Origin of the sequence: Arthrobacter humicola, assembly GCF_022803015.1 — a bacterium.
Lineage (GTDB): Bacteria > Actinomycetota > Actinomycetes > Actinomycetales > Micrococcaceae > Arthrobacter > Arthrobacter humicola_A.
This window is the reverse complement of record NZ_JAFKON010000001.1, coordinates 572,115-596,384: the sequence shown is the minus strand read 5'-3', so window position 1 is coordinate 596,384 and position 24,270 is coordinate 572,115. Positions and strand designations below refer to the sequence as shown.

The following is a 24,270-nucleotide window of genomic DNA, read 5'->3' as shown; positions in this document are numbered from 1 at the left end:
CGCCGGACGCCACCTCGGCTGAGGCACAGGACGGGCGGCCGCGATGCGCTCGCGACCGCCCGCAGCGACCGGGTGCACCCTGGGCTTAGCGCACCGACTTGCGCTCGTAGATCGCCATCGACCAGGCGTACCCCGCGACCACAAGCACGACGCACCACCCGATTGCCAGCACCGGGCTCCAGCCGAGCGGGGTGCCGAGCAGCAGCCCGCGGATGGCCTCAATGAACGGCGTGAAGGGCTGGTACTGCGCGAACCACTGCAGCCATTCCGGCATCGACTCGGTCGGCACAAAGCCGCTGCTGAGAAAGGGCAGGAAGGTCAGCACGAGGGGCAGGTTGCTGGCGGTCTCGGCCGACTTCGCCTGCATGCCCATGGCCACCCCGAGCCAACTGATCGCGTAGGCGATGAGCACGATCAGACCTGCGGCGGAGATCCATTCGACAAACCCGGCGGTCGGGCGGAAGCCAATCAGGAGGCCGACGCCAAGCACGAGCACGACGGCGATAATCGCCTGGATGGTATTGCCGAGCACGTGCCCGGCGAGCACCGCGGCCCGCGAGATCGCCATCGTCCGGAACCGCGCGGTGATGCCCTCGGTCATGTCCATCGACACGGTCGTCGCGATGCCGCCTGCGCTGCCGGCGATGGTCAACAGCAGGATGCCCGGCATGACGTAGGCGACATACGCCTCGCGCCCGCCGGCCGGATCAGCGCCGGGCAGGCCGGCCCCGAGCGTGCCGCCGAACACGAACACGAAGAACAGCAGCAGGACTACCGGCCCCACGATGGTGAACACAGACAGGCCCGGATAGCGCAGCATGTGCAGCAGGTTGCGGCGCAGCATCGTCACGGAGTCGGCAATGACGTGCGATTGCTGGCCGGTGCCCGGGGCCGTCCGGCGCTTGGCGGCGATGGTGGTCATGATTCGGTTCCCTTCGTCTCGACCCGGCCGGTGAGCGCGAAAAACACGTCATCGAGGTCCGGGGTGTGGATGCTGAGGTCGTCGACCTCCAGGTTGGCCGTGTCGAGGCGGTCCAGCACGGTGCGCAGCGTGCCGACACCGCCGTCGCTCGGCACGGTGAGCGAGAGCCCGGCGTCGTCGCGGGCGGATTCGCCGAGCAGCCGGGAGGCGGCGTCGAGCCGCGCGGCATCGGCGAACCGGAGCCGGATATGTCCGCCCGGCACCAGGCGCTTGAGCTCGTCCGGCGTCCCCTCGGCGACGAGCCGACCGCCGTCGAGCACCGCAATGCGGTCCGCGAGCTCGTCAGCCTCGTCCAGGTACTGGGTGGTGAGCAGCACGGTGGTGCCGTCCGCGACCAGGCTGCGGACGATGTCCCACATGGTGTGGCGGCTGCGCGGGTCCAGGCCCGTGGTGGGCTCGTCCAGGAAGATGACGCTGGGCGCCGAGACGAGGGTCATGGCGAGGTCGAGGCGGCGCTGCATCCCGCCCGAGTAGGTGGCGAGCGGCTTGCGGGCGGCCTCGACGAGGTCGAACTGCTCCAGCAGCTCGGCCACCCGGGTCTTCGAGCGCTTCGCTCCAAGATGGCGCAGCCGGGCCATCAGCAGCAGGTTCTCCTCGCCGGTGAGCAGCCTGTCCACCGCGGAGAACTGGCCGGTGAGGCCGATCGCGGCGCGGACGCCGTCGGGGTTGCGCACGACGTCGCATCCGTTCACCAGTGCCGTGCCGCCGTCGGGCCGCACCAGGGTGGACAGGATGTGCACGGTCGTCGTCTTGCCGGCGCCGTTCGGGCCGAGCAGCGCGGTGACGGTGCCCGCGTCCACGGTGAGGTCGACGTCGTCGAGCACTGCCTTTGCGCCGTAGGACTTCCGCAGCCCGCGGACTTCGATTGCTGGCGTGTTCATGTGCTTCGTTCCCTTCTGTTGGTGGCCCGGAGTCATTGGGCGCGCTGGATGCTGATGTCGCCGTGCTGGGTGCGTGCACGCACTGCGACGGTCTGTTCGGACGCGTCGGGAGCGCGGTCGCTGTCCAGCTGGTTGCGGACGTGCCCCTCTTTCGAGGACAGATCGAGCCAGGCGGGAACGCCGGGCCGCACGCCGATGGTGACCTGGCCGAAGCCGCTCTCGACCTGGATGGAACCACTCGAGACCTCTGCGAGCTGGATGCTGCCGTAGGCGGTCTTCGCCGCGACGGAGCCGAGTGCCTTCGAGATCTCAAGGTCGCCGTAGGAGAGCTTCGCTTCTAGGTCGCCGCCGGACTCCCCGATCAGGATGGTGCCGTGCGACGCCTTGAGGATCGCGTCGCCGGTGACTTTGCCGATCCGGATCTGACCGTGATCGGCCGTGATCTCGATCCCGCCCTCGGCGGTGCCGAGGGTCGCGTTGCCGTGCGAGGCGCGCAGCCACAGGTCGCCGGTGGAGTCGAGATCGACGCGGCCCATCGAACTCTTGATCCGGGTAGCGCCGAGGCGTCCGACGGTGCGCACGCCGCCGACCCCTATCTCGGCGGTGAGCCGCGACCCGGCCGGCAGCTCGACCTTCACATCGACCGACTCGGTGGGGCCGATCCAGCTGATGCGGGGCCGGGGGCCGGTGATGATGAGCCGCTGGCCGTCGACGTCGACCCTGGTCTCTTCCGCGCCCCGCCGGTCGACCGCCTTCGCGGGGTTCGTCGGCGAGACGGTCACGACCGTGTCGTCGCGGTCAGTGGCGATGATTTCGATCGCGCCGACCTGCAGTTTGATGGCGAGGTCGATGGGGGTGGGGGTGTCGAAGGTGGGCATGCTGGGGCCTTCCTTTTGGGTGTGTTTGATCGACCCCGCGGGTCCGCGTGGTTGGTGGGTGTCGTGTGGTGCGGTGGGCGGTTTAGCGCGCCCAGCCGGCGAAGTTGTCGCCGGTGCGCAGCGTGCGCTGCGCGGATCGTCGCTGCTTGGGCTGGAGAGCGGCTGCGACCGCGCGGACCAGCCAGGTGTTGACGGACAGGCCGTCTGCAGCCGCGGCCTCGTCCACCCGCGTCTTGAGGGCATCCGGCAGGCGGAGCGTCGTGCGCGAGGTGCTGGCGTCGTCGAGGTCGAGGGGTGCGGCCGGCCGCTCGTCGGTGTCAGATTCCGGGTTCGGCTGGGTCACCACGAACTCGACGTCGCGTCCGCGCAGCCGCATGTCGACTGATCCGGGTGCGAGGTCGCGGGTGATCTCGCCGGCTGCAGCCGAGAGAACGTCGAGGAGCACGAGCCGGGTCGCGGCGTCCAGTCCGGCGGCGAGCCGCTCGGCCACGGCGCGGGTGTCCTCCGAGCCGTTCTCCGCGGCATCCACTAGCTGCCGCTGTAGGTCGTTGACGTATTGTCCGAGTTCCATGGCACCATAGTGACACCACGGTGGTGTCACGTCAAGCCTTCGTGGTGTCACGGGTGATCCGCAGGTTGGTGCGGCGGCTCGATGAGGGTGGGGACGGGCGAAGGGCCTCGCCCTGAGTCCTAGTTGGCGTCCTGTCGGTTCACCATTTCGGCGATCCAGATCGGCGCGAACGGAGAGGTGCAGTTCGGCGGCGTCGGGTAATCCTTGAGCACCTCCAGGCGCTCGCCGATGCCGATCGCGCGGGCGCGGTGTTCGGGGTGCTCAATCCCGATCTGGGCCAGGCAGTGGTTCATCGCCCACTGCAGGCGGTCCGGGGCGTCCTTCATCTGCGCCTCGATGATGTCGAGCAGTCCTGGCAGGTCGAGGCCCTCCGGCTTCTTCGCAACGCGGTCGGTGGTCAGCGCCCAGGCGGCACTTGCCACCAGCGGGTCCGGATCGGCGAACCAGGCCACGCGCAGTTCCTCGGCATGCGGGTTCTTCTTCACCACATAGTTGACGAGCCAGTCCTGCACCTTGGGAGTGTGCGCCTGGCGCAACATGACGTCCAACTCATCACGATCGAACGCCTTCGGACGGCAGATCAGGAGCGCCAGGAGCCGCGCCGCGGTATCACCGGTCCCCCACAGCTCACCGGCCAGCTCCTGCTGCGTCTTGAGCCGCTTGGCCAACGCCCGCAGCTTGCCGAGGTTCACCCCGTGGTCGTCACCGTGCTTGGCGTTCACGTCCCGGATCCTCGGGTCCTCGAGGTCGGCCAGCTCGGCCATCACCTCGGCCGCCGTCGTTCCGGTTTCCGTCGTCTGGGCCACCTCGGCCTCCTGTCCGTTGCTTGTGCGATTCAGCATACGTCGGCGGTTCGGCCGCCCGCGGCGATAAGCGGCTTGGCGACGAAAACAGACGACTGCACCGTGGCCGCGCACGCCGGTGAGCGTCCGGTGCTCACCTGTGAATCGCCCGCTGCCCCTTGCCCCAGACTGGTTGCCTGCGGCAAGCTGTTGATCAGCTGATGAATTGATCAACCGGGAGAGACCCGACGGCGGCAGCCCCCGGAAGGTTGCCGCGGCGGTGCCGTTGCGGGGCTGGAACCCCGCAGGACGGGAGGGCTCGGAACATGGAACGTGCAGGATCCAGGCCGGCAAAAATTCGCGCCGCCGTCATTTTCTCAGTGGTGGCGGTGATGGTAATTCTTGGAATTGCGTGGATCGTGACTACCCGGTCACCGGTCACGCCGCCTCCGGGAGCGTCCGGGGCCCCGGTGAGTAATCCTTCGGTATCGGGACGGGCGACTTTCCAGAAGGTCCCGAATCAAGTTCTGTTTGCGCTTGATGATTCCGGAAACCCGGATCTCTCCGGAGACTTGACGAATATCAAGCAGGGTGACGCCGGCGATTGCTATTTCCTCGCAGCGTTGATGACAGTGGCCTCCCGGGCCCCCGCGACCGTCTTGAACATGGTTCATGACAACGGCAACGGCACCTACACCATTTCTTTCCACAGCAAGTACGACGGGGTGTCCAATCCGGTGACGGTCACGGTCAACGGTGATCTTCCATACCGCCGCGGCAAGCCCTTTGAAAACAGCATCGAAAATATCGATGGCAAAAACGTGTCATGGGCCGCGATTATCGAGAAAGGGTGGGCTGCCGCGAACGGCAACAGCTACAGCGGCATCGATGGCACCGACCTCAGCAACGCCCAGGATCATGATGTGCACAACGCCCTCTATGCCATCACCGGCGAAGTGGGCGTCGACCGCAACCCCGGCGGCCCCATGACGGGAGTGAGCTTTGAGCAGATGCAGCAGGATTTCGCGAAGGGCCTCGTGACCTTTGGGACGTCCAACTCCGACGGCGAGCTGGTCTCCGACCATTCCTACGCATTGCTGGGTCTGAATCCCTCCGACCAAACGGTCGTGGTGGGTGATCCGGAGGGTGGCCACACCACGCTGGCTTTTGCGACCTTCCAGTCAACGAACATCAACCAGTACATCGCGATACCGACATATCCTTGAGCGGCAGTCCTAAACGGCAGCCATGGCCCGCTCGCCGTTGAAGTATTCGAGCTGCCAGCCGTCGACGGCATGGTGGTGGGCCAGGTTGAGCACGGCGTTGTCGATGCTGTCCAGGGTGCGGCCGACGGCGCGGCTGAGACTCACGCGCAGGAGCGTGCCATGGGCGACGGCCAGGACGCGGCGGCCACGGAACTCCTCGGCCAGCGCCTCAAGCGCGGCTAACCCCCGGCCGGCGGCCTCGTCCTCGCTTTCCGCTCCGCGGAACCCATGAGGAATGCGCAGTGCGTCCAGTTCAGGACCGTCCTGCAGGCCCTCCGCGGGTCCGAAGCTGCGCTCGGCGAGCTCAGGAACGCGCCGGGCCACGCTGAGCCCGAGCCCGGCGGCGATGAGATCGGCGGTTTCAGCGGCACGGCTCAGCGGCGAGGACACGATCGCGTCCCATTCATAGCCGGACAGGACGACGACGGCGTCGCGAGCCTGACCGCGGCCGATGTCGTTCAGAGGAATGTCGGTGGATCCCTGCAGCCGGCGCTGTGCATTCCAGTCTGTCTGGCCATGGCGGATGAGGGCGAACGTCGTAGAGGTCATGCCTTCCATTCTGCCCTGACGGCAGGCTGGCGATGACAGAGGCGCCGGCCTGGGAGCGCGGGACCCACGTACCAGATCACCCGCGTCCTCAAATCAACCAGCTCGAAACCCTCACCGACGACGTCATCGGAGCCGCCGCGAGCATCCTCGTCATCGGCAAATGCGACAAGAGCGATCACAAAACACCGCCACTTCGCATAGTCCCTTGACGCATGGCAAGCACCGGACGCAAAGTTCACACGAGAGTCATTCCTCAGATGGCCGATAGCCGTCCGGGGCCCAGCCCTCATGCCGCAACAACCGCTGCACGGCGGAGCATATTGCATCCCTTGAGCCCCTCCCAGGCGGAGCCGCTTGCGGTCAACAACGGGAGCGCTCCGGTCACCTCTTGGACAGGAGAAGTAAGGATGGATCTCGAGCAACCGCCCCCAGGCCCAAAGACGGTAACTGCGGCCAGGGCCACCAAAGACGCGGCGCTGGCGTCCACTTCCCCGTCGCGGAAGAAGGTTTCGTACGGTGCGCAGGACCGCAGAGGACCACTTCTGTGGAATTCAGGCCTGGAAAGGCTCACCAACCGAACTCGTCTGCCAGGACAGCCAGCCGATGTGGGCGTGAACCTGTTCTACGAGGACCTTGAGTGGAATCCCCTCCTTGGCCCGGGCGATCCCTCGGGGATCATTCCGAGGGACACGGATCAGGTTCCGCCTGGAAATATGGCTAATGCGGGAGGGCTGATTCTGCCCTGGTGCTCGAATTCGAAAGAGGTCCGCCAGAAGGCCGTTGTTGTGTACCGCCTTGGGGAGGACCTGGATACGATCGAAGATCCCCTCCTGTATGTCTTCCAGTATTACTGGGACAACGTGGGGTACTTCTTGCCAGCCACCTTTGGGTCTTTCGACGAGAAGATCTCTATGGGTGAGGGGCCCAGCGCATCCCTCAATGTGGACTTCATTCTCGGCCCTACAGGAGACCTGGTTGCCAGGGCACGGGCATAGGGGCCTGGCCGGAACGCGGCCCGGCCGCTGCCAATCACTATTGGAGTCGGCAAGGGTGTCCGGAAACTAAGTCGAGTTGCACGGTGGCGCTATCCGGGAGTACCCGACTGTGCGGCGTAGGCAGTGGCACGGTCGCGTACGTGGTCCACGTACGGACCAGACTGGTTATAGGAGTAAATCGCGTCGGCCCAGCCGGCGGCGGTGGTCAGGTCACCGCCGTGGGCGCACAGGTACGAGGCGGCACTTAGCGCGGCGTCATCGATGTTGAACGGGTCGGCTGTTCCGTCGCCGTTCCCGTCCCGGCCTGCGAGCTGCCACGTGGAGGGAATGAACTGCATGGGTCCGACGGCGTGGTCCCACCGGGCGTCGCCGTCCAGGGCGCCGGCGTCCGAATCAGGGATCGCGGCGAAGCCGTCGCCATTGAGGCTCGGACCGACAATTGGCCCGCTCGCCTGGCCTGTGGCGGTCAGACTGCCGCCGCCGTACGTTCCGTGGCCGGATTCGACGAAGCCCACCGCTGCCACCGTATTCCAGCCGATCCCGCACGTCGGGGCCGATGTGTTGGCCGCACTGGCCGCGGCCACGTAGGCCTGGAGGGCCCGGGCGGGGATGCCGGTCTGCGCGGCGGCATGGGTGAGCCACTCGGCGTCCGCGCTCCGGGTGATGTTCACGGCGGAGGTGATGCCGGCGGACAGCGATTCGAGCTTCGCCTCTGCCCGCGGCGGCGCGGGCAGGGCCACGCGGGTCTCCGCCCCGGAGAACCGGAAGGCCCAAAACAAGAACCCGGTGATGACGAAAAATACGAACAGGCCGAGTACGGCAAGGCGTTTCAGACGGAGCATGGACTAAACGGGCCGGCCGGGGACGGTACTGACCCGCGTGTCCGGCGCGGCACGGAAAGCCGCGCCGGCGCCGGACACGCGGGAGGCCAGGGCCCTAGCCAACGCACTCGACGCAGTAAGCGTGGCCGTTCTTTTCGCGTGCAACCTGGGACCGGTGCCGGACCAGGAAGCAGGAGTAGCAGGTGAATTCGTCCTGCGCCTGCGGGATGACCTGCACGACGAGTTCCTCGGCGACAATTTCCCCGCCCGGGCTGATCGCATCGTCAAAAGCGTCGGCTTCATCCAGTTCTCGGACAACGCTGCGGGCATCCGGGGCGTTGGCGGATTGCAGCGCCTGCAGGGAATTATCCTGCGACTCCTTGACGTCGGATCGGACTTCGTCGTAATCGGTTGCCACGGGGGTGACTCTCATTCCTGTGTTTAGTTCTGACGGGAAGCCAACGTACACCATTGCGCGCGCCGCCGCCTCATGTGAACCAAGTCCTTCAGGCCGAACGGAGTCCCGCGACCGCGTCGGCCGGCACCGGCGCGGGGTCCTGGGACCCCGCCGGGTCCGGGCCCGCCGGACTCCTGCGGGCAGCCGAGACGAAGGTGTTGGCCGGCCGGGGCAGCCCGTAGTGTTCCCGGAGCGTCCGTCCACTGTATGCGCGCCGGAAGAGTCCGCGGTCCCGCAGGATCGGGATGACGTGGTCCACGAAGGCGTCCAGGCCGGACGGAAGCACGGGGGGCATGATGTTGAAGCCGTCCGCCGCCCCGGCCACAAACCATTCCTCGATCGCGTCGGCCACCTGCTCAGGGGTGCCAGAGAAAGTACGGTGGCCGCGGCCGCCGCCGAGCCTGCCGATGAGCTGGCGCACGGTCAGCCGTTCCCGCCGGGCGAGGTCCACGATCAGCGTGTACCTGCTCTTGGCCCCTTCGATCTCGTCCTCGGAGCGCAGGTCGTCCGGCAGCTCGGCGTCGAGGGCCAGGGATGCTGCGGGGACCCGCAGCACCCCGGCGAGCTGCCTTTTGGCGTGCTCCGGGTGGATCAGCTCGTCGAGGTCTTGCTCCAGCCGCCGCGCCTCGGCCTCGGTGGAGCCGATGACGGGAACGATGCCCGGGAGCACCTTGATCGTTCCCGGGTCACGGCCGGCGGCGGCGGTTCGCCGTTTCAGGTCGGCATAGAAGCGCTGTGCGTCGGGCAGCGTCTGCTGGGCTGTGAACACCGCTTCGGCGTAGCGGGCGGCGAAGTCCTTGCCGTCCTCCGAGGAGCCGGCCTGGACAATCACCGGGTGGCCCTGGACGGAGCGTGGCACGTCCAGCGGCCCCTGGACGCTGAAGAACGTGCCGGCGTGGTTGACCGGGTGGACCCTGGTGTTGTCTCCCCAGGTCCCGGCTTCCTTGTCGCCGAGGGCGGCGTCGTCCTCCCAGCTGTCCCAAAGCTTGCGGGCCACGTCGAGGAATTCCGCGGCCCGCTCGTACCGCAGCGCGTGGGCCGGCTGGTCCCGCAGGGAGAAGTTCCTCGCGGCGGCGTCTCCGGCGGTGGTGACCACGTTCCACCCGGTCCTGCCGCCGCTGATGTGGTCCACGGAGGCAAACCGGCGGGCCAGGTTGTAGGGGTCGTTGTAGGTGGTGGACGCCGTGGCGATCAGCCCGATGCGGTCGGTGACGGCGGCGATGGCGGCGAGCAGGACGGTCGGCTCGAGTGTGCCGTAGGGCCGCTGGCCGACGTCGCCGTGAAGCACCGGTGAGTCCGCGAAGAAGATCGAATCGAACGTCCCGCGTTCCGCCGTTCGGGCCAGCCGCTGGAAATGCGCGACGTCCGTCCCCGCGAAACTGTCGCTTTCCGGCAGCCGCCACGAGGCCTCGTGGTGACCGGTGCTCATGAGGAACGCGTTCAGGTGCAGCTGCCGTGCCCCGCTCACAGCTGAACTCCGGGAACGCCGGCGCGCAGTTCGACCGTCTCGGAATAGGTGGAGGAATCGCCCTGGATGGACGTGCTGCTGCGTCCGTCGACGCCCTTGGGTACGTCGCCGGCCACCGTGACCCGGTTCAGCTGCCGGGGCTGGCCGTCATAGTTGTCCGGGGCGTAGTGCTGGGTGATGCGGTTGTCGAACAGCACCAGCTGGTCCGGTTCCCAGTTGACGCGGACCACGTTCTCGGGGCGGGTGACGTAGGCCTGGAGCAGCCGCAGGATGTCCTTGGATTCGGTGTTGGACAGTCCCACGATGCGCAGCCTTTGGGCGAAGCCGCCGATGAAGAGGCCGCGCTCCCCGGTCAGTGGGTGGACCCGGACCACGGGGTGGGCAGTCTCGAAGTGGATCCGGGTGAATTCCTTCCGCCGCTCACCGGCGCTGGCGTGCTCGAGGTTTTTCGGCACGGAGTAGTCGTAATCATTGGTGTGGACGGCCCACAGGGTATCGGCGAAGTTCCGCAGCTCGTCCGGCAGATCGGCGTAGGCTCCGGCGGCCGAGGCGATCAGGGTCTCCCCGCCGTAGGCCGGCAAGGTGATGCTGCGCAGGGTGGAGGCCTGCGGCGGGTTCACGACGAACGTGACGTCGGTGTGCCAGTTGTTCGCGCTGCCGTTTTCGCTGTCCACCGGCAGGACGGCAGGTTTTCCCTCGACGGAGGCCACCGTGGGGTGGGCCTGGGTGAGCGGGCCGAAGCGGGCGGCGAAGCGGACCTGGGCTTCGTCGTCGCGGACGTTGGCGTCCCGGAAGACCAGGGCCTTGTGCGTGTTCAGGGCTTCACGGATCTGGGCGATTGTGGCGTCGCTGAAGTCGCTGCTGAGGTCCAGGCCGCGGATCTCGGCACCGATGCGGGCGCTGAGTTTCCGGAATTCGAGGCGGGTTTGGGTGGTTATGGACATGGTGGACTCCTTTGGTCTGCGGGGGTTAGTTAGACTGGGATCCGACGGCGGTCCGCCACCGGGAGAAGTGCCGTTCGACGGCGACCAGCAGGTAGTTGACCAGCAGGCCGAGCAGCGAGACGGTGAGGATTCCGGCATACATGTCCGGGATCAGGAAACTGGACTGGGCGTTGACGATCAGGTACCCGAGGCCCGCCTTGGCACCGACCATCTCCGCCGCAATGAGCACCAGGATCGAGGACGTTCCGGCCATCCGGATTCCGGTGAAAATGGTCGGCACCGCCGAGGGAAGGATGACCTTCAGGAACAGCCGGAAGTTGGAGAGTCCCAGCGAGCGGGCGGCCCGGACGAGCAGCGGGTCTACGGTCCTGACGCCGGCGATGGTGTTCAGCAGCACGGGGAAGAACGCGGCGTAAGCCACGATGCTGATCTTGGAAGTCTCCCCGATCCCCAGCAGGAGGGTGAAGACCGGGAGCAGCGCCAGCGCCGCGGTGTTCCGGAAGACCTCCAGCAGTGGGTTGAGGAACCGGTCAAGGGACCGGTACCAGGCGACCAGCAGGCCAAGGGCGACGGCGAAGACCACGGCGATACCGAAGCCGCTGGCGGAGCGGGTCAGGCTGGCTGCCAGATGGTTCTGCAGTTGGCCCTTGGCGATGAGTGATCCCAGTGCCCGCAGGACCTCGTGCAGCGGCGGGAGGAAGACCCTGGTCGAGGCCGTGGCGAGGTAGGTTGGGCCCAGTTCCCAGAGCAAGAGGAACAGCACAATTGCGCCCGAGGCCCAGATCCCGCGCCCGGCCCTGCGGGCTCCGGAACGGGCCACGGCGGGAAGGCGTCGGGTTGCGGCGGGCTGTGGGGGCCGCCCAGTAGCGGCTGTAGCGGGCGCAGTCAGGTCTTTGGTCAGTGTTGGTGCGGTCATCAGGCGGCCCTTCCCTTGCTGAGCTGTCCCTTGCTGGGCTGTCTCTTGCTGAGCTGCGGTGCCTCGTCGGGCGCGGACCCGTCGGGCCGGATCTTGGCATGCCCGGCTTCCTGGGCTTTCCGGACCTCGTCGTGCAGCAGCGACCAGACTTTGTGGCGGTGTTCGATGAAGACAGCGTCGGAGCGGACGTCCCGGTCACCGCTCCGCTCCCCCAGGTCAATGTCGACAATCTGCTTGAGCCGGCCTGGTCGGGAGCTGAGCACGGCGACCCGCTGGCCCAGGTACACAGCCTCGTCGATGCCGTGGGTGATGAAGATGATGGTCTTGCCCGTGGAGCGCCAGATGCGCAGGAGTTCCTCCTGGAGCTGTTCCCGGGTCTGGGCATCCAGCGCTGCGAACGGTTCATCCATGAGCAGGACGTCCGGCTCGTACGCGAGGCTCCGTGCGATGGCAACCCGCTGCTTCATGCCGCCGGAAAGCTCATGGGGATACCGGTCCTCGAAACCGGAGAGGCCGACGAGCTCAAGGTAGTGGCGGGCCTTGTCGGCACGTTCCCTCCGGCTCAGGCGGCGCCCGTCGCTGCCGGTTCCTTCGAGGCCGAAGGCGACGTTGGCGGCCGCGGTGCGCCATGGGAAAAGGGCGTACTGCTGGAAGACGACTGCACGGTCGCGGCCGGGCCCGGTCACCTCCTTGCCGTCCACGAGCACCTGGCCGGCGTCCGGCCGGGTGAGCCCGGCGAGGAGGTCCAGGAGGGTGGTTTTGCCGGAGCCGCTCGGCCCGACCAGAGTAATGAACTCGCCCGCGGCGACGTCCAGGGTGATGCCCTCCAGCGCCGTCAGGGTGGAGCCCTCGGGCTGGTCCTTGCTGGGCCGGACGGTGAACTGTTTCCCGACGTTGCGGAGGCTGATTTTCGGCGTCGGTCCGGCACCGCGGGTCATGATGCCGCCCCGTTCAGCAGTCCGTTGAAATCGTTGGTGTAGTACTTGGACGGGGTGATCCCGCCGCTGACGATGCCGGTGTCGTTCAGCCATGCTGACCAGCGGGTGAAGTCCTGGTCGCTGATGGCCCCCTTGGACGGGACTCCGACGCTCTTCCAGTACTTCAACGCCGCGGTGCTTTCGGAGCGCTGACGCTTGTTGATGATGTTCGTAAACCGCGCGATCACCTCGTCGCGGGGGGTGGTGCGTTCCCATTCGATGGCCTTGGCCACACCGGTGGTGAAGATCTTCGTGGTTTCCGGGTTTTTCTCGATGAAGTCCTTGCGCAGGACGTACTGGCCGCCGGCGAAGGTTCCAAAGAGTTCGAAGTCGCTGAACAGGGACCGCAGGCCGCCCGTGGCGACAGCGTTATCCTGCAGCACTCCGCCGAGCGCCCCGACGTCGACTTGGCCGCGGCGGATGGCCTCCTCGGTGTCGTTGGGCGGAACGACGACGAGCTGTACCTGCCTGATTTCCTCCTGCGACAGTCCATTCTTCTTCAGGTAGCTGTTGATCACGGCGTCCGCATGGGCGCCCAGGGTGTTGACGGCGATCTTCTTGCCGATCAGATCCCGCGGCGTCCGGATCGGACTGTCCTGGGTGACGTAGAAGCCGTTGAACGTCTTCTCGTCCTCGCCGTAGTAGTTGATCACCGCAGTGACCGGCGCGCCGGCTTCGATGAGCTTGACCACGGCGCCGGAGAAGGCGCCGCCGAAGTCGGTGGCTCCTGTCGCGGCTGATTGGATGCTCGCCGGCCCGCTGATGGTGTTGCCCACCCAGTTCAGCTTGACGTCGCCGAGGTAGCCGAGGTCCTCGGCCAGCTCCGGCAGGCTCACGTTGTTGGCCGAGCCCTCGTAGCGGAGTTCGGTCACTTCGGGTGCCCCGGGGGTATTTCCGGCAGGGGACTGGGCGCTCGCAGGGCCGCCGCAACCGGAGACCACCAGCGAGACCGCCACGGCGGCAGCAACGCCCAAGGTGGAGAAAAGTCCTGCGGGTAAGTGTCGGTTTTTCATAGCGGATTCTTTCTGGATTCGATGGTGCGGCCCGGGGCTACCGGACCGTGCCCACCATCAGAGCAGAATCGAATTCGTTCCGCAGGCGCCTCGACTCCCGAGGAAACCGTGCGTAATCCGGCGACGAAATCAGCCGCGGGGCACAATCGCTACCCGGGAGGTCGCATTGGGAAGCAGTCCGCAACAGGGCAGACTCAGGCCGTCATCTGCGGCCATTCCGGGACATGTCCGCGCCCCATCGGACGGTCACTGTGAAGTCATGCTGACGCGCGGTGACTGTGCATGACGGGGCCGGCACCGCGCCGCCGCAGTCCGCGCACGAAGAAAATTCGCAGGATATGGCCGAATGTTGCGTTCCCGACGCGGCTCCGGCAGTCCTGGCCCAGAACGTCGAGCCGGACCAGCAGGACGAACAAGGGCGTGTCGGGCGCGGGCAGATCGGCGAAGCCCATGTCGATGGTGCCTTCAAAGCCGCGGCGACTGAACACCTCCACCCTTGCGGATCGCGGCGGATCGCAGCCCGGGCATGGCGCAGCTGTTTCGGAAGGGTTTGTCAGGGCGCTATGGCGCGTGCCGGGCTAAAGAGATGCCGGTAGCCAAGACGGAGAACCCCCGGGCGCAGCGGCTAGAGGCCCCGGTGGTGCTCGATGAGCCATCGCGCCATCTGCTGGGCGCGCTTGGAGGCCAGCGCGTCCCCTTCGGTGGCGGAAATGATGGAGCCTTTCATCAGGATGTGCCAGGATCGGGCAAATTCCTCGGGGCGGTCCAGCCCGGCTTCCTCGGCCAGTGCCTGGATATGCCCGCGGATGCGGCTGAGGTAATCGATGCTCGCCTTGCCCAGCGGGTGCCCGGCGCCCATTTCCAGCAGCACGTTGATGAAGGAACACGCCTCGAAATCCTCGCGCTGGAACCAGTCACCGAACACGTCAAAGACGGCGAGCAGCCTCTCCTCGGGGGTGTTGCCTCGCCGGCTGGCCTCGGCCACGATCAGGTCCACGGTCCACACCTGGTCGCGGAGTTCCAGGAAGGCCAGCACCAGTGCGTCCTTGGACGGAAAGTGCCGGTAGAAGGTTGCTTTGGAAACCCCTGAACTGCTGATCAGCTCATTGACCCCTACTCCGCGGATGCCGCGGCGGGAGAACAACTCGTAGGCGGTGGCGAGAATGCGGTCCACCGGCTCGTCGCGGCCGGCCATGGCTGTGGCGGGCAGCAGCGGAGGACCCTCGGCGTCGTTGACAGTCATGATAAAAAAATTTTACACCGGACCGAGGCGTACAGACCGGTCTGCCTCGGAGTGTGCTATCAGTCTCCCCCGGATTTTCCCCCCCGGCGCTTTCGGCGCGTAACACGCTCGCACGACGCCGGGCGGGCCGGCGAAGGGCCCTTCCGGCGCCCTACCTCCACCTAGGGATGGAGAACCCGGCTGCCATCCCGGCGTTGTGAGAACCGACTGTCCAGTGCGTGGACGAAGCTGCGGAGGGTCGCTGACTCGTGCGTGCTGTTGGCCAGCCGGACGATGGCCGAAGCCGTGTGGGCCAACTTGATGTTGTGATGCTGGCTGTAGGCGGAAAGCCGTTCGAAGGCGTCGTCGGAACCGATATGGAGTATCCCCATCAGGATGCCCTTGGCCTGTTCGATAAGGCCTCGGGTGCCGATGGCTCCGGCGACGGCCTCGCGGGCGGACCGGTCCGTTTCAACTTGAACTGTTCTGGTGAGGTCCAGGATGAACCCGTCGACGAACGACAGCTTCCCGTCACTGTCCAGCACGCCCTCCCCCGCCGTCAGGACTCGCCGTTCACGCCGGCGTGCGTCGAAGAGACGATGATAATTGGCGAAAAAACCTCCGCCACGGCACACATCCTCAAAGATTTCCCTGCACGGCGTCCGGTCGTCAGGATGCACGTGCTGCATAAGAACACCCACCGTGGGCACCACCTCGCCGCGCTGATAGCCGTGGATCTGGTAAATCTGCTCGGACCACTGCAGCTCCCCCGAGGCCACATCGTAGCGAAAGGTCCCGGCGAGGCAGTCCTCGGTAGCCAGCGCGCTGGAATAGGCCTGCAACGCCTTCAACTCCGTCATGGCCGGGCCTGCCTGCCCGGCCCGCCGGCGGGCGCCCTGTCCCGGGACACGGTCAGCACGAGCTGAGCCCAACCTGCGCAGTCCGCGCCTCCAGTGCCTGCCGCCACCGCACGATCAGCTGCTGGTTCCGGGTCCCTGCGAGTCGGGCCAAGAAGCGCGCTGCGGACGGGATGCGGAGGCGCGGCGGCCCTTCAGGAGACCTGGGCGCCCCGCCACGGGCCGGTCTCGCCCGGGCGCGCCGGCCCTGCACGTGCGCCTCGTGAACTCCGCGCCTCTGCGCGCTGGGTTCCACGGGAATGCCCTCGGCCGCGGACTGGAGCAGCGCGTCATCCCGCGGCGCCGAAATTTCCGAGACCAGCCCCATGCCGGCGTACTCCCGCACTGCTGCGATCCCAGCCACCGCCGCCGGCAGGTCTGGAAAGGGCCTGGAGAGGGCCATGACGGTCCCGTCCGGGGCCGTCAGTCGAAATCGGTAGGACCTGTCGGTATCGGTGAACAGTTCGAACATGCCTGTCATAGAACCCTCCTGGAAGCCGGGACCCGATTGTTCCCGGCGACGCCGTTGTCACCGGGAACAGCCTGAATCCACCCGAACGATGCCAGTCACTCGTACCGGCCGAATCGAATTGATGAATTCATGAAAGTCTGAACTATGCAACTCACCTGCGCAAGAGGTACCACCCTGTCTGGCGGCGGCAACGACACTGCAGCGGTCCGGCGCTACGATATGTAAGCGGGCTGACCAAATCATGGGTGTGCAAGACAGACTTTTCTGTCTTGCTCGTGCTAGTTTTCCTGTCGCCGGGGTCTGCACAGACGCGCGGTTCAGAATAGTTGAATGTGAAGGAGGGAGGCCCCAATGCCGGATGATCTTCCTGCAAGTCCGGTCCAGACCGATGTGAAGGCAGAACTGTTCAAGGCCATGGGCCACCCTGCCCGAATCCAGTTGCTGGAAATGCTCGCCGACGGACCAGTAGCCGTAAGCCGGCTGCGCGACAACACGGGCCTTGAGCCGTCAAACCTCTCCCAACATTTGAGCATTCTCCGCCGCCAGCGCCTGATTGTCCCCTCACGGCGCGAGGGCAGGTTGTTCTATGAACTGGCCAGCCCTGAGGTTAATGTCCTGCTCGCGGCCGCCCGATCCCTGCTCGGATCTCTCCTGGTCACCACCCGGATGACCCTGAGCCCCATGGCTGAAGAGCCTGAAGAAGCAATCCGCTAAATACCGGCGCACGACGGACTATGGACAACATCGATCGACCGGCCTGGATGCGTCCGGACTAAAACCAGTAGGGGTAGCAATGGCTCACGCCGAGAACGAGACCACCATCAACCGATCTCCGGAGGACGTCTATGCGTTCCTCGCGGATGGACTGAATAACCGCGCATGGCGCTCCGGGGTTCAGGACATAACACTGAAGAGTGGAACACCCGGGGACCTCGGTGCCGTGTACAGCCAGACTCTCTCGGGCCCCGGTGGCCGGCCGATCGTCGGGGACTACGAAATCACCGCGGCGGACCCCGGAAAGCTCCTGGGCTTCCAGGTGGTGGCCGGTCCGGCCCGTCCGGCCGGTGCATACCGGCTCAGTGAAGCGCCGGGCGGAACGACTGTTCGTTTCAGCCTGGACCTGGAGCCCAAGGGACTCATGAAGCTCGTGGGCCCGGTGATTGTCCGCACCATGAAGGCCGAGGTCGCTCAGTTGACCAATCTCAAGAACGTTCTCGAATCCGCCTAGATGAAGGCGCAGGGCGTTCATTCTTGAGTGTGCCCGTCCGTAGCTGAAGCCATCAAGTGGCAAGCACCAACCTTCATGTGCAAGGGAACATCGCGTCCTTCTTGCCCAAAGCCAAGAAGAACGTCCCCCTGATGTTCCACCAGGGCGCATCAAACCAGAATGATGCGCGGCTTCTGGAAGGTAACGGTGAAGAAAGGACCATCCTCATGGCTCGCATTTTCATCACAGGCTCTACCGACGGACTTGGCCTCGCCACCGCCCGGACGCTCCTGAACGGCGGCGACGAGGTCCTGCTGCACGCCCGCTCCAGGGAACGCGCCTCCTCCCTCGATGAACTCGCGCCGCTTGCCATCGGCATCGTGATCGGTGACCTCAGCAGGGCCTCCGAAACCCGGGAACTGGCGGCGCAGGTGAACGCTTACGGGCGGATGGACGCCGTCATCCATAACGCAGGCGTCTACCTCTCGCCGGGGCGAGTCGCGACCCCGGAGGGACACTCCCGCACCCTGGCCGTCAACGTTCTGGCGCCCTACATTCTCACCGCGCTGATCGAGCGGCCGCACCGGCTGATCTACCTCAGCAGCGGGATGCACCGCGCGGCCAGCAGCAACCTCCAGGACATCGATTGGACCCGACGGCGCTGGGACGCCAGCGCGGCCTACTCCGAGAGCAAGCTCTACGTTTCCGCGCTCTCCACTGCCGTCGCCCGGCAGTGGACCGACGTGCTCAGCAACTCCGTTGACCCCGGCTGGGTGCCCACCAAGATGGGCGGCGCCGGCGCCCCCGACGACCTCGCCATGGGCCAGGACACCCAGGGCTGGCTCGCCGTCAGCCCTGACCCCGCCATCCAGGTCTCAGGAATGTACTGGCATCACCGCCGGCCGCGGAAGCCGGCTCCGGAGGTCACCGACGCTGATTTCCAGGACAAGCTCACCGACAAACTCGCCGAACTCACCGGCATCACGCTCTTCTGAAGCGAAGCATCGAACCGACCCCACCGGCACCCACGGGTAGGTAGTCCCGCCCGGCGGGTCAGGTGACGCAAAGTATCCCCCAGCCCGTCCCTATCGTGAGCTCCACTTGTCGGCTTAGGCTGGTCGCATTCTATGAACGCAGTTGAGCATCGAACACCGCCGGCATCTGGAAGTCCGGCAGCTGGTTCGAGGGGGCCGGAAGGAGGCCGGGATGACGCCGGCGGACAGGACGTGGACACCCGAGGACCAGGGCTGGCTCCGGGAAAACCTGCGTGAGGCCATCGACCATCTGGTGGAGATGGGGTACACGGTGCGTGGGGGGCAAGGCGAAGATCCGGAACTGATTCACCCCGGCGGCTCGGCCGTGCAGACGTGGCGGGAAGACTACCCCTACGAGCAACGGATGTCCCGCGAAGAGTACGAGCTGGAGAAATACCGGCTGCAGGTTGAACTGCTGAAGTTCCAGTACTGGGGCCAGGACCAGGAGCTCAGGCACGTGATCGTCTTTGAGGGCCGGGATGCTGCCGGCAAGGGCGGAACAATCAAGCGCTTCACTGAGCACCTGAATCCCCGCTCGGCCCGGGCAGTGGCATTGAGTAAACCCTCTGACCGTGAACTGGGCCAGTGGTATTTCCAGCGCTACATCCAGCACCTGCCCACGGCCGGGGAGATCGTGATGTTCGACCGCTCCTGGTACAACCGGGCAAATGTGGAGCGGGTCATGGGCTTCTGCACGGAGCAGGAGTTCGACACCTTTATGGTTCAGGCCCCGCTCTTCGAGCGGATGCTCGTGGACTCCGGGATCCACCTGACCAAGTTCTGGTTCTCGGTGACCCGCCACGAGCAGCGCACCCGTTTTGCGATCCGGCAGATAGACCCGGTGCGGCGCTGGAAACTCTCGCCCATCGATCTCGCCTCCCTGGACCGGTGGGAGGAGTACACGGCCGCCAAGGAGGAGACATTCCTGCGGACCGACACCGACCATGCGCCGTGGATCACCATCAAGTTCAATGACAAGAAGCGGGGTCGGATCAACGCCATGCGCTACTTCCTCAACCAATTCGACTACGAGGACAAGGACACATCCGTGGTCCACAGCCCCGACCGGCTGATCGTACGCCGCGGCCGCGAAGCCGCCGGCGACTAGCGGCCGGCTCGCGGTCGGCGGAAGAGCGATCGCACGGATGCGTCACGCTCACGGTGGGATCCCAGCAGAAGATGGCAACATGGGGACATGACTCCTGCACACGGTTCTTCCGGCCTTTTCCGGCGTCCCCAGCCCATCAAACCCAAGGCGGGCCAAGAATCGGTGTGGGACTACCCGCGGCCGCCGAGGGTCGAGCCCCGATCCGAACGGGTTACCGTGCGGCTTGGCGGGCAGGTGATTGCCGACACCACCGATGCAGTGCGCGTCCTGGAGACAAGTCACCCGCCTGTCTACTACTTGCCATTGGACTCATTCCCTGCCGGTGTACTCGTCCCGGTCGGGGGCACCAGCTTCTGCGAGTTCAAGGGAGAAGCGCACTACTTCGACGTCGTTGCCGGCGGCATCGTCGTTCCCCGTGGCGGGTGGACCTACCCCGAACCCACCCGGGGTTTCGGGGCGCTCAGCACCCGAGTGGCCCTCTACCCGGCTCACATGGACTCCTGCCAAGTCAACGGCGAGCAGGTGACCTTCCAGGAAGGTGACTTCTACGGCGGTTGGATCACCACGCAGATCGTTGGTCCGTTCAAAGGCGGCCCGGGCACGGCCGGGTGGTGAGCACATCGCCCTCGCGCCGGCAAGACTTGCTGACTGTGCGTGTGGCGACTCAGCCGGTGCGCGCTCTGGCGGCTGGATGCCCGTTGTGCCCCGCCTTGCCGGCGTGATAGCTTTCCGGTGATCGTGATCAATCTTCAGGAGGTGAGACCCATGAACGCAGTATCCGTAATGGGCGCTCCCCCGAAGTCCACGGTCGCGCGACTGAAGTAGTCGTCTCCGGGAGTGCCGCAAGGCAAATTCGCGAAAGGCGACTCCCATGAACACAACACCTTCTTCAACTCCGCGCATCCATTCGACGACCGCCTCCGGTGCCATTGCAGTGACACGGACACCACAGCCCGGAAATTGGCCCGTTCCCGGCCAACAGGCCCACGCCGCACGACAGACCGACAACTCACACAAGCGGGCCTTGGTGCTCGCCGGCGCCGGAGCGGCAGGCAATGCGTGGGAGCTCGGTCTCATCGCCGGCCTGTCCGATGCCCGCATCGATGTCACCGAGGCCGACCTCATCATCGGGACATCGGCAGGATCAACAGTGGCTGCCCAGATCACCAGCGGGACTCGGCCGGCCGAACTGTATGCCGCCATCCTCGCCGAGGTGCCTCGGCCACAAGCCGGCCACTCCGGACCGGACAGGGGACGCGCTCCGAATCTCTCGGGGCAAACCTACCTGGAGTGGTCCAACGGAATCATTGGTTCTGCTGCGGATGCCTCCGACATGCGCCGCAGGATGGGCGCCGCGGCACTCGAGATGGAAGCTTCGGACGGCTCTGCCCAGATGCGCTGGCGCGACATCGTCGCGGCCCGGCTTCCCAGCCGGCACTGGCCGCAACAGCCCGTGCTGATCACGGCTGTTGATGCGGATACCGGGGACCCGGTCGTGTTCGACCGCCACAGCGGAATCGATCTGGTGGACGCCGTCGCCGCCAGCACCAGCAACGGCTACCGCATCGGCGGGACCCGGTACATCAACGGCGGCTATCGACGCAGTGAGAACGCCGACCTGGCCGCTGGATACGGGCGGGTGCTGGTGCTGTCACCCTTCGGCGGCAGGACGCGGATGCCGCTCGAGTGGGGCATGGATCTCGCCGCCCAAATCGACGAACTGCGCGCCGGGGGCAGCAGGGTCCAAACAGTCTTCCCGGATAGCGCCGCCGAGCACATGTTCGGCGCCAACGCGATGGATCTGTCTCTGCGTCCGCCTGCGGCTCGAGCTGGTTACAGCCAGGGCAGAGCCCTCGCGGAACAGGTCGCCGAAATCTGGCGGTGATGGCTGAAACCTGTCGGTGTTCGACTGTTACGGCGCGAGAGTCCAGGGGTCTCCGTGCGAGGCGCGGTGCCATGTCTGCCGCGGGCCGCCCGTTTCGTGCGCGACATCTGTCAGCCAGATGGTGCTGTCCGGGGCCCATCCGGCGATGACCGTCGCCGTTTCGGCGTCGACCGTTAGTGGGCGCGTCGCGCCGTTGAGGTAACCCAGGACGGAGAGGTGCGCGGCGTCCCACTCCCCTGCCACTTGTTCCCAATCCGGGATGACCCATCGGCCGTCGCGTCCGGTCAGGCGGAACCAGTCGTGTCGCCGGGATGCAGTGACCTCTAGTGGGAACCTGCGGCACAGCGTTATCCAGTCTTCTGCTGTGCCGATCTCAAGAGTCCGGCCCGCTCCCCGAACCGGAACCGTGGTCGCCTGCTCCCACCCCAGGGAATCTTCCACGAGGCTCAGTGCGGCCGGGACCTGCCCAACGGTGTGGAGCAGCCCGTGCGGGATCGACCACCAAGTTCCTGACCAGTTGGCGCGAGGATCGCCCGGGCGTTCGCGCGCGGCCCGCAGTTCCCCGGCTCGTTCGTCTCGGCCCCACCCAGCCAGTGTTTGTCGCGGATTCTTCGGCAGCGGTGCCTGGCCGTTTGTCGATCGCAAGCCGATGGCCCACTGCTCCGCCCGGCGAGGCTGCCAGAACCACTGGCTGTCGGGCAGCGCCATGACCTGTTCCGCGACGGGCGACAGGGCCGCCGTCACACTCGGGAGATCCGCGAGCACGTCCTCTCCATCGGGTGCCTGCCAGTACCTTGCCGTGTCCACTGACCGCTCGAGGGCCGCCTGCACCAGGTCGCTGTCAAGTCCGGTGAAGTCCAGGGAGGCGAGCCTGGCAGCCAGCTGTTCTGGTGACGCGGCAAAGGCCGGCGTCGAGGCCTCCCGGGAGGCAGCAGCGCCCAGCTGGACCCGCGAGGTCCCCGGTCCACCATCAAGTTCGTATCCCCACCAGAAGACCGCCGTTTTGACGTCCGGATCCAGCTGCATCGCCAGTTCAAGGCACAGACGGCGCCCTCGGGGCCCCCGCAGAAATGCGTCCACACTTGGCGTCATCAAATCATCCTCCCACCAGAGCGCAGCTTTACCTGGAGCGGTCCCGGGTGCCGTCGATGATGGCGGGTATCGCCGCGACGCGTTCTACCATTGCGGGATGGACACCACGGTTAGCGGAGTGCCTGTGCATTACGCCGAGTACGGCAGCGGCACGCCGGTTCTCGCTCTCCACGGCGCCGGTGTGGATCATCGCGAGATCGCCAGTGCCCTTGAACCGATTTTCGACGACGTTCCTGGCTACCGGCGCCTGTATCCGGACCTGCCCGGGATGGGCCGGACCCCGGCGCCCGAGACGATCACGAGCAATGACGACGTCGTGGACATTCTGCTCGGCCTTGTCGCCAGCACTATTGGTGACGAACCGTTTCTTATGATGGGTCAGTCCTACGGCGGCTACCTGGCCCGTGCGATTGCGAACCTGCGACCTGATCAGGCCGTCGGGCTGGCGCTGATCTGCCCCGTTGGCCCGCAGACGCGCGACGTGCCTCAGCACGAGGTCCTTGTTTCGTCGGTCGATTTGACCGGTGCACTCGACTCGGATCTCGAGGCCACTTACCGCAGCTACTTCGTTGTGCAGACGCCTGAAACGCTGCGTCGGTTCCAGGAGTATGTGGCTCCCGCAACGTCCCTGGCTGACGAGTCGAGCCTGATGCGGATCTTTTCGCACTGGGAGTTGCGGGATCGGCCGGAAGCCGCGAAAGCCTATCCTCATCCGGTGTTGGTCGTTGCCGGGCGACAGGATGCCACCGCCGGGCACACAGGACCGTCGGAGCTGATCCGGCACTACCCACGCGCTACGTTGGCCGTACTCGACCGCGCCGGCCATGCCTTGATCCATGAGCAACCCAACCTCGTGCGAGCCCTTGTCGCCGACTGGCTCATGCGCGTGCGCGTGGCATCAGACGACAAAACCTAGTGGGCAGTGGCGCCCGCATGCGGGCGGATCCCTGTGTTATGGCTCCGCCGAACAAAGGCAAGACGATCCGTCCGCGGCGTCCAACCGGCGTCATGTAATGCACGGTAAGCAGCAAACCATCGCGACGGATTGCAGTCGGGCTGCCAGCAAAAGGACAATGGTGCCCATGACCGTCGTGACCCTCCTGGCCTTTGCCGGGCTGTGCCTGCTGCTTTCCGTCACCCCCGGCCCGGATACCTTCCTGGTGCTGAGGATCTCGTTGCAAAGTGCCGGGGCCGGCCTGGCGGCGGCGCTGGGCTCAGCTCTGGCATCCCTGGTCTGGGCCGCGCTGGTGGGAGTGGGGCTCGCCGCCGTGCTGGAGGACTCGGCGGAAGTGTTCCGTTGGCTGAAGATCGCAGGCGGGTTGTACTTGCTGTATCTGGGAATCTCGTCGCTGATCCGGGCGCGCCGCACAACTGCATCCCCGGCGGCCGGGCACGCTCCCCGCCGGAGCTACAGCCGAAGGACCGGCTTCGGTGCCGGCGCGTTCTCCACACTGCTCAACCCCAAGGTCGGCCTGTTCTACCTCGCCGTCGTGCCGCAGTTCATTCCGCACGGCGGCAACACCCTGGACACCGCCATGGTGCTCGGTGCCATCGAAAGCGCCATTGGATTCCTTTACCTGGCGGCTGTAGCCGTCGCGGCAGCGAAGGCAATGGCCTGGCTGCAGCGCCCCCGGGTGAGCAGTTGGCTCGAACGCGGCAGCAGCGGCATCATCGCCGCGCTCGGCCTGGGCGTACTGGCATCCAGCACCAGCTCGTAGCGGCGCGCCGGACCTCGACGGACAGGTGCAGTTCCCTATCCGGCAGAATGCCAACCCACTCAAGAGCCGAGCTGGTTATTCGTCTCCCTCCTCTGGACCTTCAGTTGGCACATTGACTCCGCGAATTTCACGAAAAC

General features: G+C 66.1%; 28 protein-coding genes. 10 read left to right on the top strand and 18 right to left on the bottom strand.

Annotated features, from left to right (window positions below; translation table 11 throughout):
• Window positions 1-85: 85 nt before the first annotated feature.
• The 5 genes from ARTB_RS02750 to ARTB_RS02730 form a co-directional block, all read right to left on the bottom strand.
• Window positions 86-922 (bottom strand): ABC transporter permease, encoded by an 837-nt coding sequence (locus tag ARTB_RS02750; RefSeq protein ID WP_243177508.1) that lies wholly within the window; start codon window positions 920-922, stop codon window positions 86-88.
• Window positions 919-1,863, bottom strand: coding sequence for an ATP-binding cassette domain-containing protein (locus tag ARTB_RS02745; RefSeq protein WP_243177506.1), 945 nt, complete (start codon window positions 1,861-1,863; stop codon window positions 919-921). The genes ARTB_RS02750 and ARTB_RS02745 overlap by 4 nt, the downstream gene beginning before the upstream one ends.
• A gap of 32 nt (window positions 1,864-1,895) precedes the next feature.
• Entirely contained in the window at window positions 1,896-2,741 is an 846-nt protein-coding gene (locus tag ARTB_RS02740; RefSeq protein WP_243177503.1) for a DUF4097 family beta strand repeat-containing protein, read from the bottom strand.
• An 82-nt stretch (window positions 2,742-2,823) separates the two neighbouring features.
• Window positions 2,824-3,312, bottom strand: coding sequence for a hypothetical protein (locus tag ARTB_RS02735; RefSeq protein WP_028276302.1), 489 nt, complete (start codon window positions 3,310-3,312; stop codon window positions 2,824-2,826).
• A gap of 119 nt (window positions 3,313-3,431) precedes the next feature.
• Entirely contained in the window at window positions 3,432-4,154 is a 723-nt protein-coding gene (locus ARTB_RS02730; RefSeq protein ID WP_243177501.1) for a DNA alkylation repair protein, read from the bottom strand.
• 266 nt (window positions 4,155-4,420) lie between these two features.
• On the opposite strand from ARTB_RS02730, the gene ARTB_RS02725 reads away from it, so the two are divergent.
• Window positions 4,421-5,320, top strand: a complete 900-nt coding sequence (locus ARTB_RS02725; protein WP_243177498.1) for a C2 family cysteine protease — start codon at window positions 4,421-4,423, stop codon at window positions 5,318-5,320.
• A gap of 9 nt (window positions 5,321-5,329) precedes the next feature.
• Here the strand turns inward: ARTB_RS02725 and ARTB_RS02720 are convergent, their stop codons facing one another.
• Entirely contained in the window at window positions 5,330-5,908 is a 579-nt protein-coding gene (locus ARTB_RS02720; protein ID WP_243177496.1) for a histidine phosphatase family protein, read from the bottom strand.
• A 611-nt stretch (window positions 5,909-6,519) separates the two neighbouring features.
• Here ARTB_RS02720 and ARTB_RS02715 point away from each other — a divergent pair.
• Window positions 6,520-6,903 (top strand): hypothetical protein, encoded by a 384-nt coding sequence (locus ARTB_RS02715; RefSeq protein WP_243177494.1) that lies wholly within the window; start codon window positions 6,520-6,522, stop codon window positions 6,901-6,903.
• 89 nt (window positions 6,904-6,992) lie between these two features.
• Here ARTB_RS02715 and ARTB_RS02710 read toward each other — a convergent pair whose 3' ends face one another.
• The 11 genes from ARTB_RS02710 to ARTB_RS02660 all read right to left on the bottom strand — a co-directional run bounded on the left by ARTB_RS02710 (window position 6,993) and on the right by ARTB_RS02660 (window position 16,098).
• Window positions 6,993-7,745, bottom strand: a complete 753-nt coding sequence (locus tag ARTB_RS02710) for a lytic transglycosylase domain-containing protein (protein WP_243177492.1) — start codon at window positions 7,743-7,745, stop codon at window positions 6,993-6,995.
• A 94-nt stretch (window positions 7,746-7,839) separates the two neighbouring features.
• Window positions 7,840-8,142: a DUF4193 domain-containing protein gene (locus tag ARTB_RS02705; RefSeq protein WP_028276296.1), complete on the bottom strand. Its 303-nt coding sequence runs from the start codon at window positions 8,140-8,142 to the stop codon at window positions 7,840-7,842.
• 88 nt (window positions 8,143-8,230) lie between these two features.
• Window positions 8,231-9,649 carry an LLM class flavin-dependent oxidoreductase gene (locus ARTB_RS02700; RefSeq protein ID WP_308197209.1) on the bottom strand — a complete coding sequence of 473 codons (1,419 nt, stop codon included), beginning with the start codon at window positions 9,647-9,649 and terminating at the stop codon, window positions 8,231-8,233.
• On the bottom strand, window positions 9,646-10,593 hold the full coding sequence (locus ARTB_RS02695; protein ID WP_243177490.1) for a TauD/TfdA dioxygenase family protein: 948 nt from the start codon (window positions 10,591-10,593) through the stop codon (window positions 9,646-9,648). The genes ARTB_RS02700 and ARTB_RS02695 overlap by 4 nt, the downstream gene beginning before the upstream one ends.
• 25 nt (window positions 10,594-10,618) lie before the next feature.
• Entirely contained in the window at window positions 10,619-11,509 is an 891-nt protein-coding gene (locus ARTB_RS02690) for an ABC transporter permease (RefSeq protein WP_028276294.1), read from the bottom strand.
• Window positions 11,509-12,447 carry an ABC transporter ATP-binding protein gene (locus tag ARTB_RS02685; protein ID WP_243177488.1) on the bottom strand — a complete coding sequence of 313 codons (939 nt, stop codon included), beginning with the start codon at window positions 12,445-12,447 and terminating at the stop codon, window positions 11,509-11,511. The genes ARTB_RS02690 and ARTB_RS02685 overlap by 1 nt, the downstream gene beginning before the upstream one ends.
• Window positions 12,444-13,499 (bottom strand): ABC transporter substrate-binding protein, encoded by a 1,056-nt coding sequence (locus ARTB_RS02680; RefSeq protein WP_043435509.1) that lies wholly within the window; start codon window positions 13,497-13,499, stop codon window positions 12,444-12,446. The genes ARTB_RS02685 and ARTB_RS02680 overlap by 4 nt, the downstream gene beginning before the upstream one ends.
• A gap of 257 nt (window positions 13,500-13,756) precedes the next feature.
• A complete protein-coding gene (locus ARTB_RS02675) occupies window positions 13,757-13,987 on the bottom strand; it encodes a hypothetical protein (protein WP_243177487.1) in 231 nt (76 codons plus the stop codon).
• A 137-nt stretch (window positions 13,988-14,124) separates the two neighbouring features.
• Entirely contained in the window at window positions 14,125-14,742 is a 618-nt protein-coding gene (locus tag ARTB_RS02670; RefSeq protein WP_243177485.1) for a TetR/AcrR family transcriptional regulator, read from the bottom strand.
• A 161-nt stretch (window positions 14,743-14,903) separates the two neighbouring features.
• Window positions 14,904-15,581: a PAS and ANTAR domain-containing protein gene (locus tag ARTB_RS02665; RefSeq protein WP_243177483.1), complete on the bottom strand. Its 678-nt coding sequence runs from the start codon at window positions 15,579-15,581 to the stop codon at window positions 14,904-14,906.
• Between the two features lie 52 nt (window positions 15,582-15,633).
• Window positions 15,634-16,098 carry a YegP family protein gene (locus ARTB_RS02660; protein ID WP_243177482.1) on the bottom strand — a complete coding sequence of 155 codons (465 nt, stop codon included), beginning with the start codon at window positions 16,096-16,098 and terminating at the stop codon, window positions 15,634-15,636.
• 342 nt (window positions 16,099-16,440) lie between these two features.
• Between ARTB_RS02660 and ARTB_RS02655 the strand changes: the two genes are divergently transcribed.
• The 6 genes from ARTB_RS02655 (at window position 16,441) to ARTB_RS02630 (ending at window position 21,323) form a co-directional block, all read left to right on the top strand.
• The gene (locus tag ARTB_RS02655) at window positions 16,441-16,803 is read left to right on the top strand and encodes an ArsR/SmtB family transcription factor (protein WP_028276286.1); all 363 of its coding nucleotides are present in this window, start codon (window positions 16,441-16,443) and stop codon (window positions 16,801-16,803) included.
• 79 nt (window positions 16,804-16,882) lie between these two features.
• Window positions 16,883-17,317 carry an SRPBCC family protein gene (locus ARTB_RS02650; protein ID WP_243177480.1) on the top strand — a complete coding sequence of 145 codons (435 nt, stop codon included), beginning with the start codon at window positions 16,883-16,885 and terminating at the stop codon, window positions 17,315-17,317.
• Window positions 17,318-17,523: 206 nt separating this feature from the next.
• Entirely contained in the window at window positions 17,524-18,291 is a 768-nt protein-coding gene (locus ARTB_RS02645) for an SDR family NAD(P)-dependent oxidoreductase (RefSeq protein ID WP_243177478.1), read from the top strand.
• A 211-nt stretch (window positions 18,292-18,502) separates the two neighbouring features.
• Entirely contained in the window at window positions 18,503-19,438 is a 936-nt protein-coding gene (ppk2, locus tag ARTB_RS02640; RefSeq protein WP_028276283.1) for a polyphosphate kinase 2, read from the top strand.
• Window positions 19,439-19,525: 87 nt separating this feature from the next.
• Window positions 19,526-20,053, top strand: a complete 528-nt coding sequence (locus ARTB_RS02635) for a DUF427 domain-containing protein (protein ID WP_243177477.1) — start codon at window positions 19,526-19,528, stop codon at window positions 20,051-20,053.
• 256 nt (window positions 20,054-20,309) lie between these two features.
• Window positions 20,310-21,323 carry a patatin-like phospholipase family protein gene (locus ARTB_RS02630; protein WP_243177475.1) on the top strand — a complete coding sequence of 338 codons (1,014 nt, stop codon included), beginning with the start codon at window positions 20,310-20,312 and terminating at the stop codon, window positions 21,321-21,323.
• A 27-nt stretch (window positions 21,324-21,350) separates the two neighbouring features.
• Here the strand turns inward: ARTB_RS02630 and ARTB_RS02625 are convergent, their stop codons facing one another.
• Window positions 21,351-22,415, bottom strand: a complete 1,065-nt coding sequence (locus ARTB_RS02625) for a hypothetical protein (RefSeq protein WP_243177473.1) — start codon at window positions 22,413-22,415, stop codon at window positions 21,351-21,353.
• A gap of 97 nt (window positions 22,416-22,512) precedes the next feature.
• On the opposite strand from ARTB_RS02625, the gene ARTB_RS02620 reads away from it, so the two are divergent.
• Complete coding sequence (locus ARTB_RS02620) at window positions 22,513-23,331, top strand: alpha/beta fold hydrolase (protein ID WP_243177472.1); 819 nt, start codon at window positions 22,513-22,515, stop codon at window positions 23,329-23,331.
• Window positions 23,332-23,497: 166 nt separating this feature from the next.
• A complete protein-coding gene (locus ARTB_RS02615; protein WP_243177471.1) occupies window positions 23,498-24,133 on the top strand; it encodes a LysE family translocator in 636 nt (211 codons plus the stop codon).
• The last annotated feature ends 137 nt before the right edge of the window (window positions 24,134-24,270 follow it).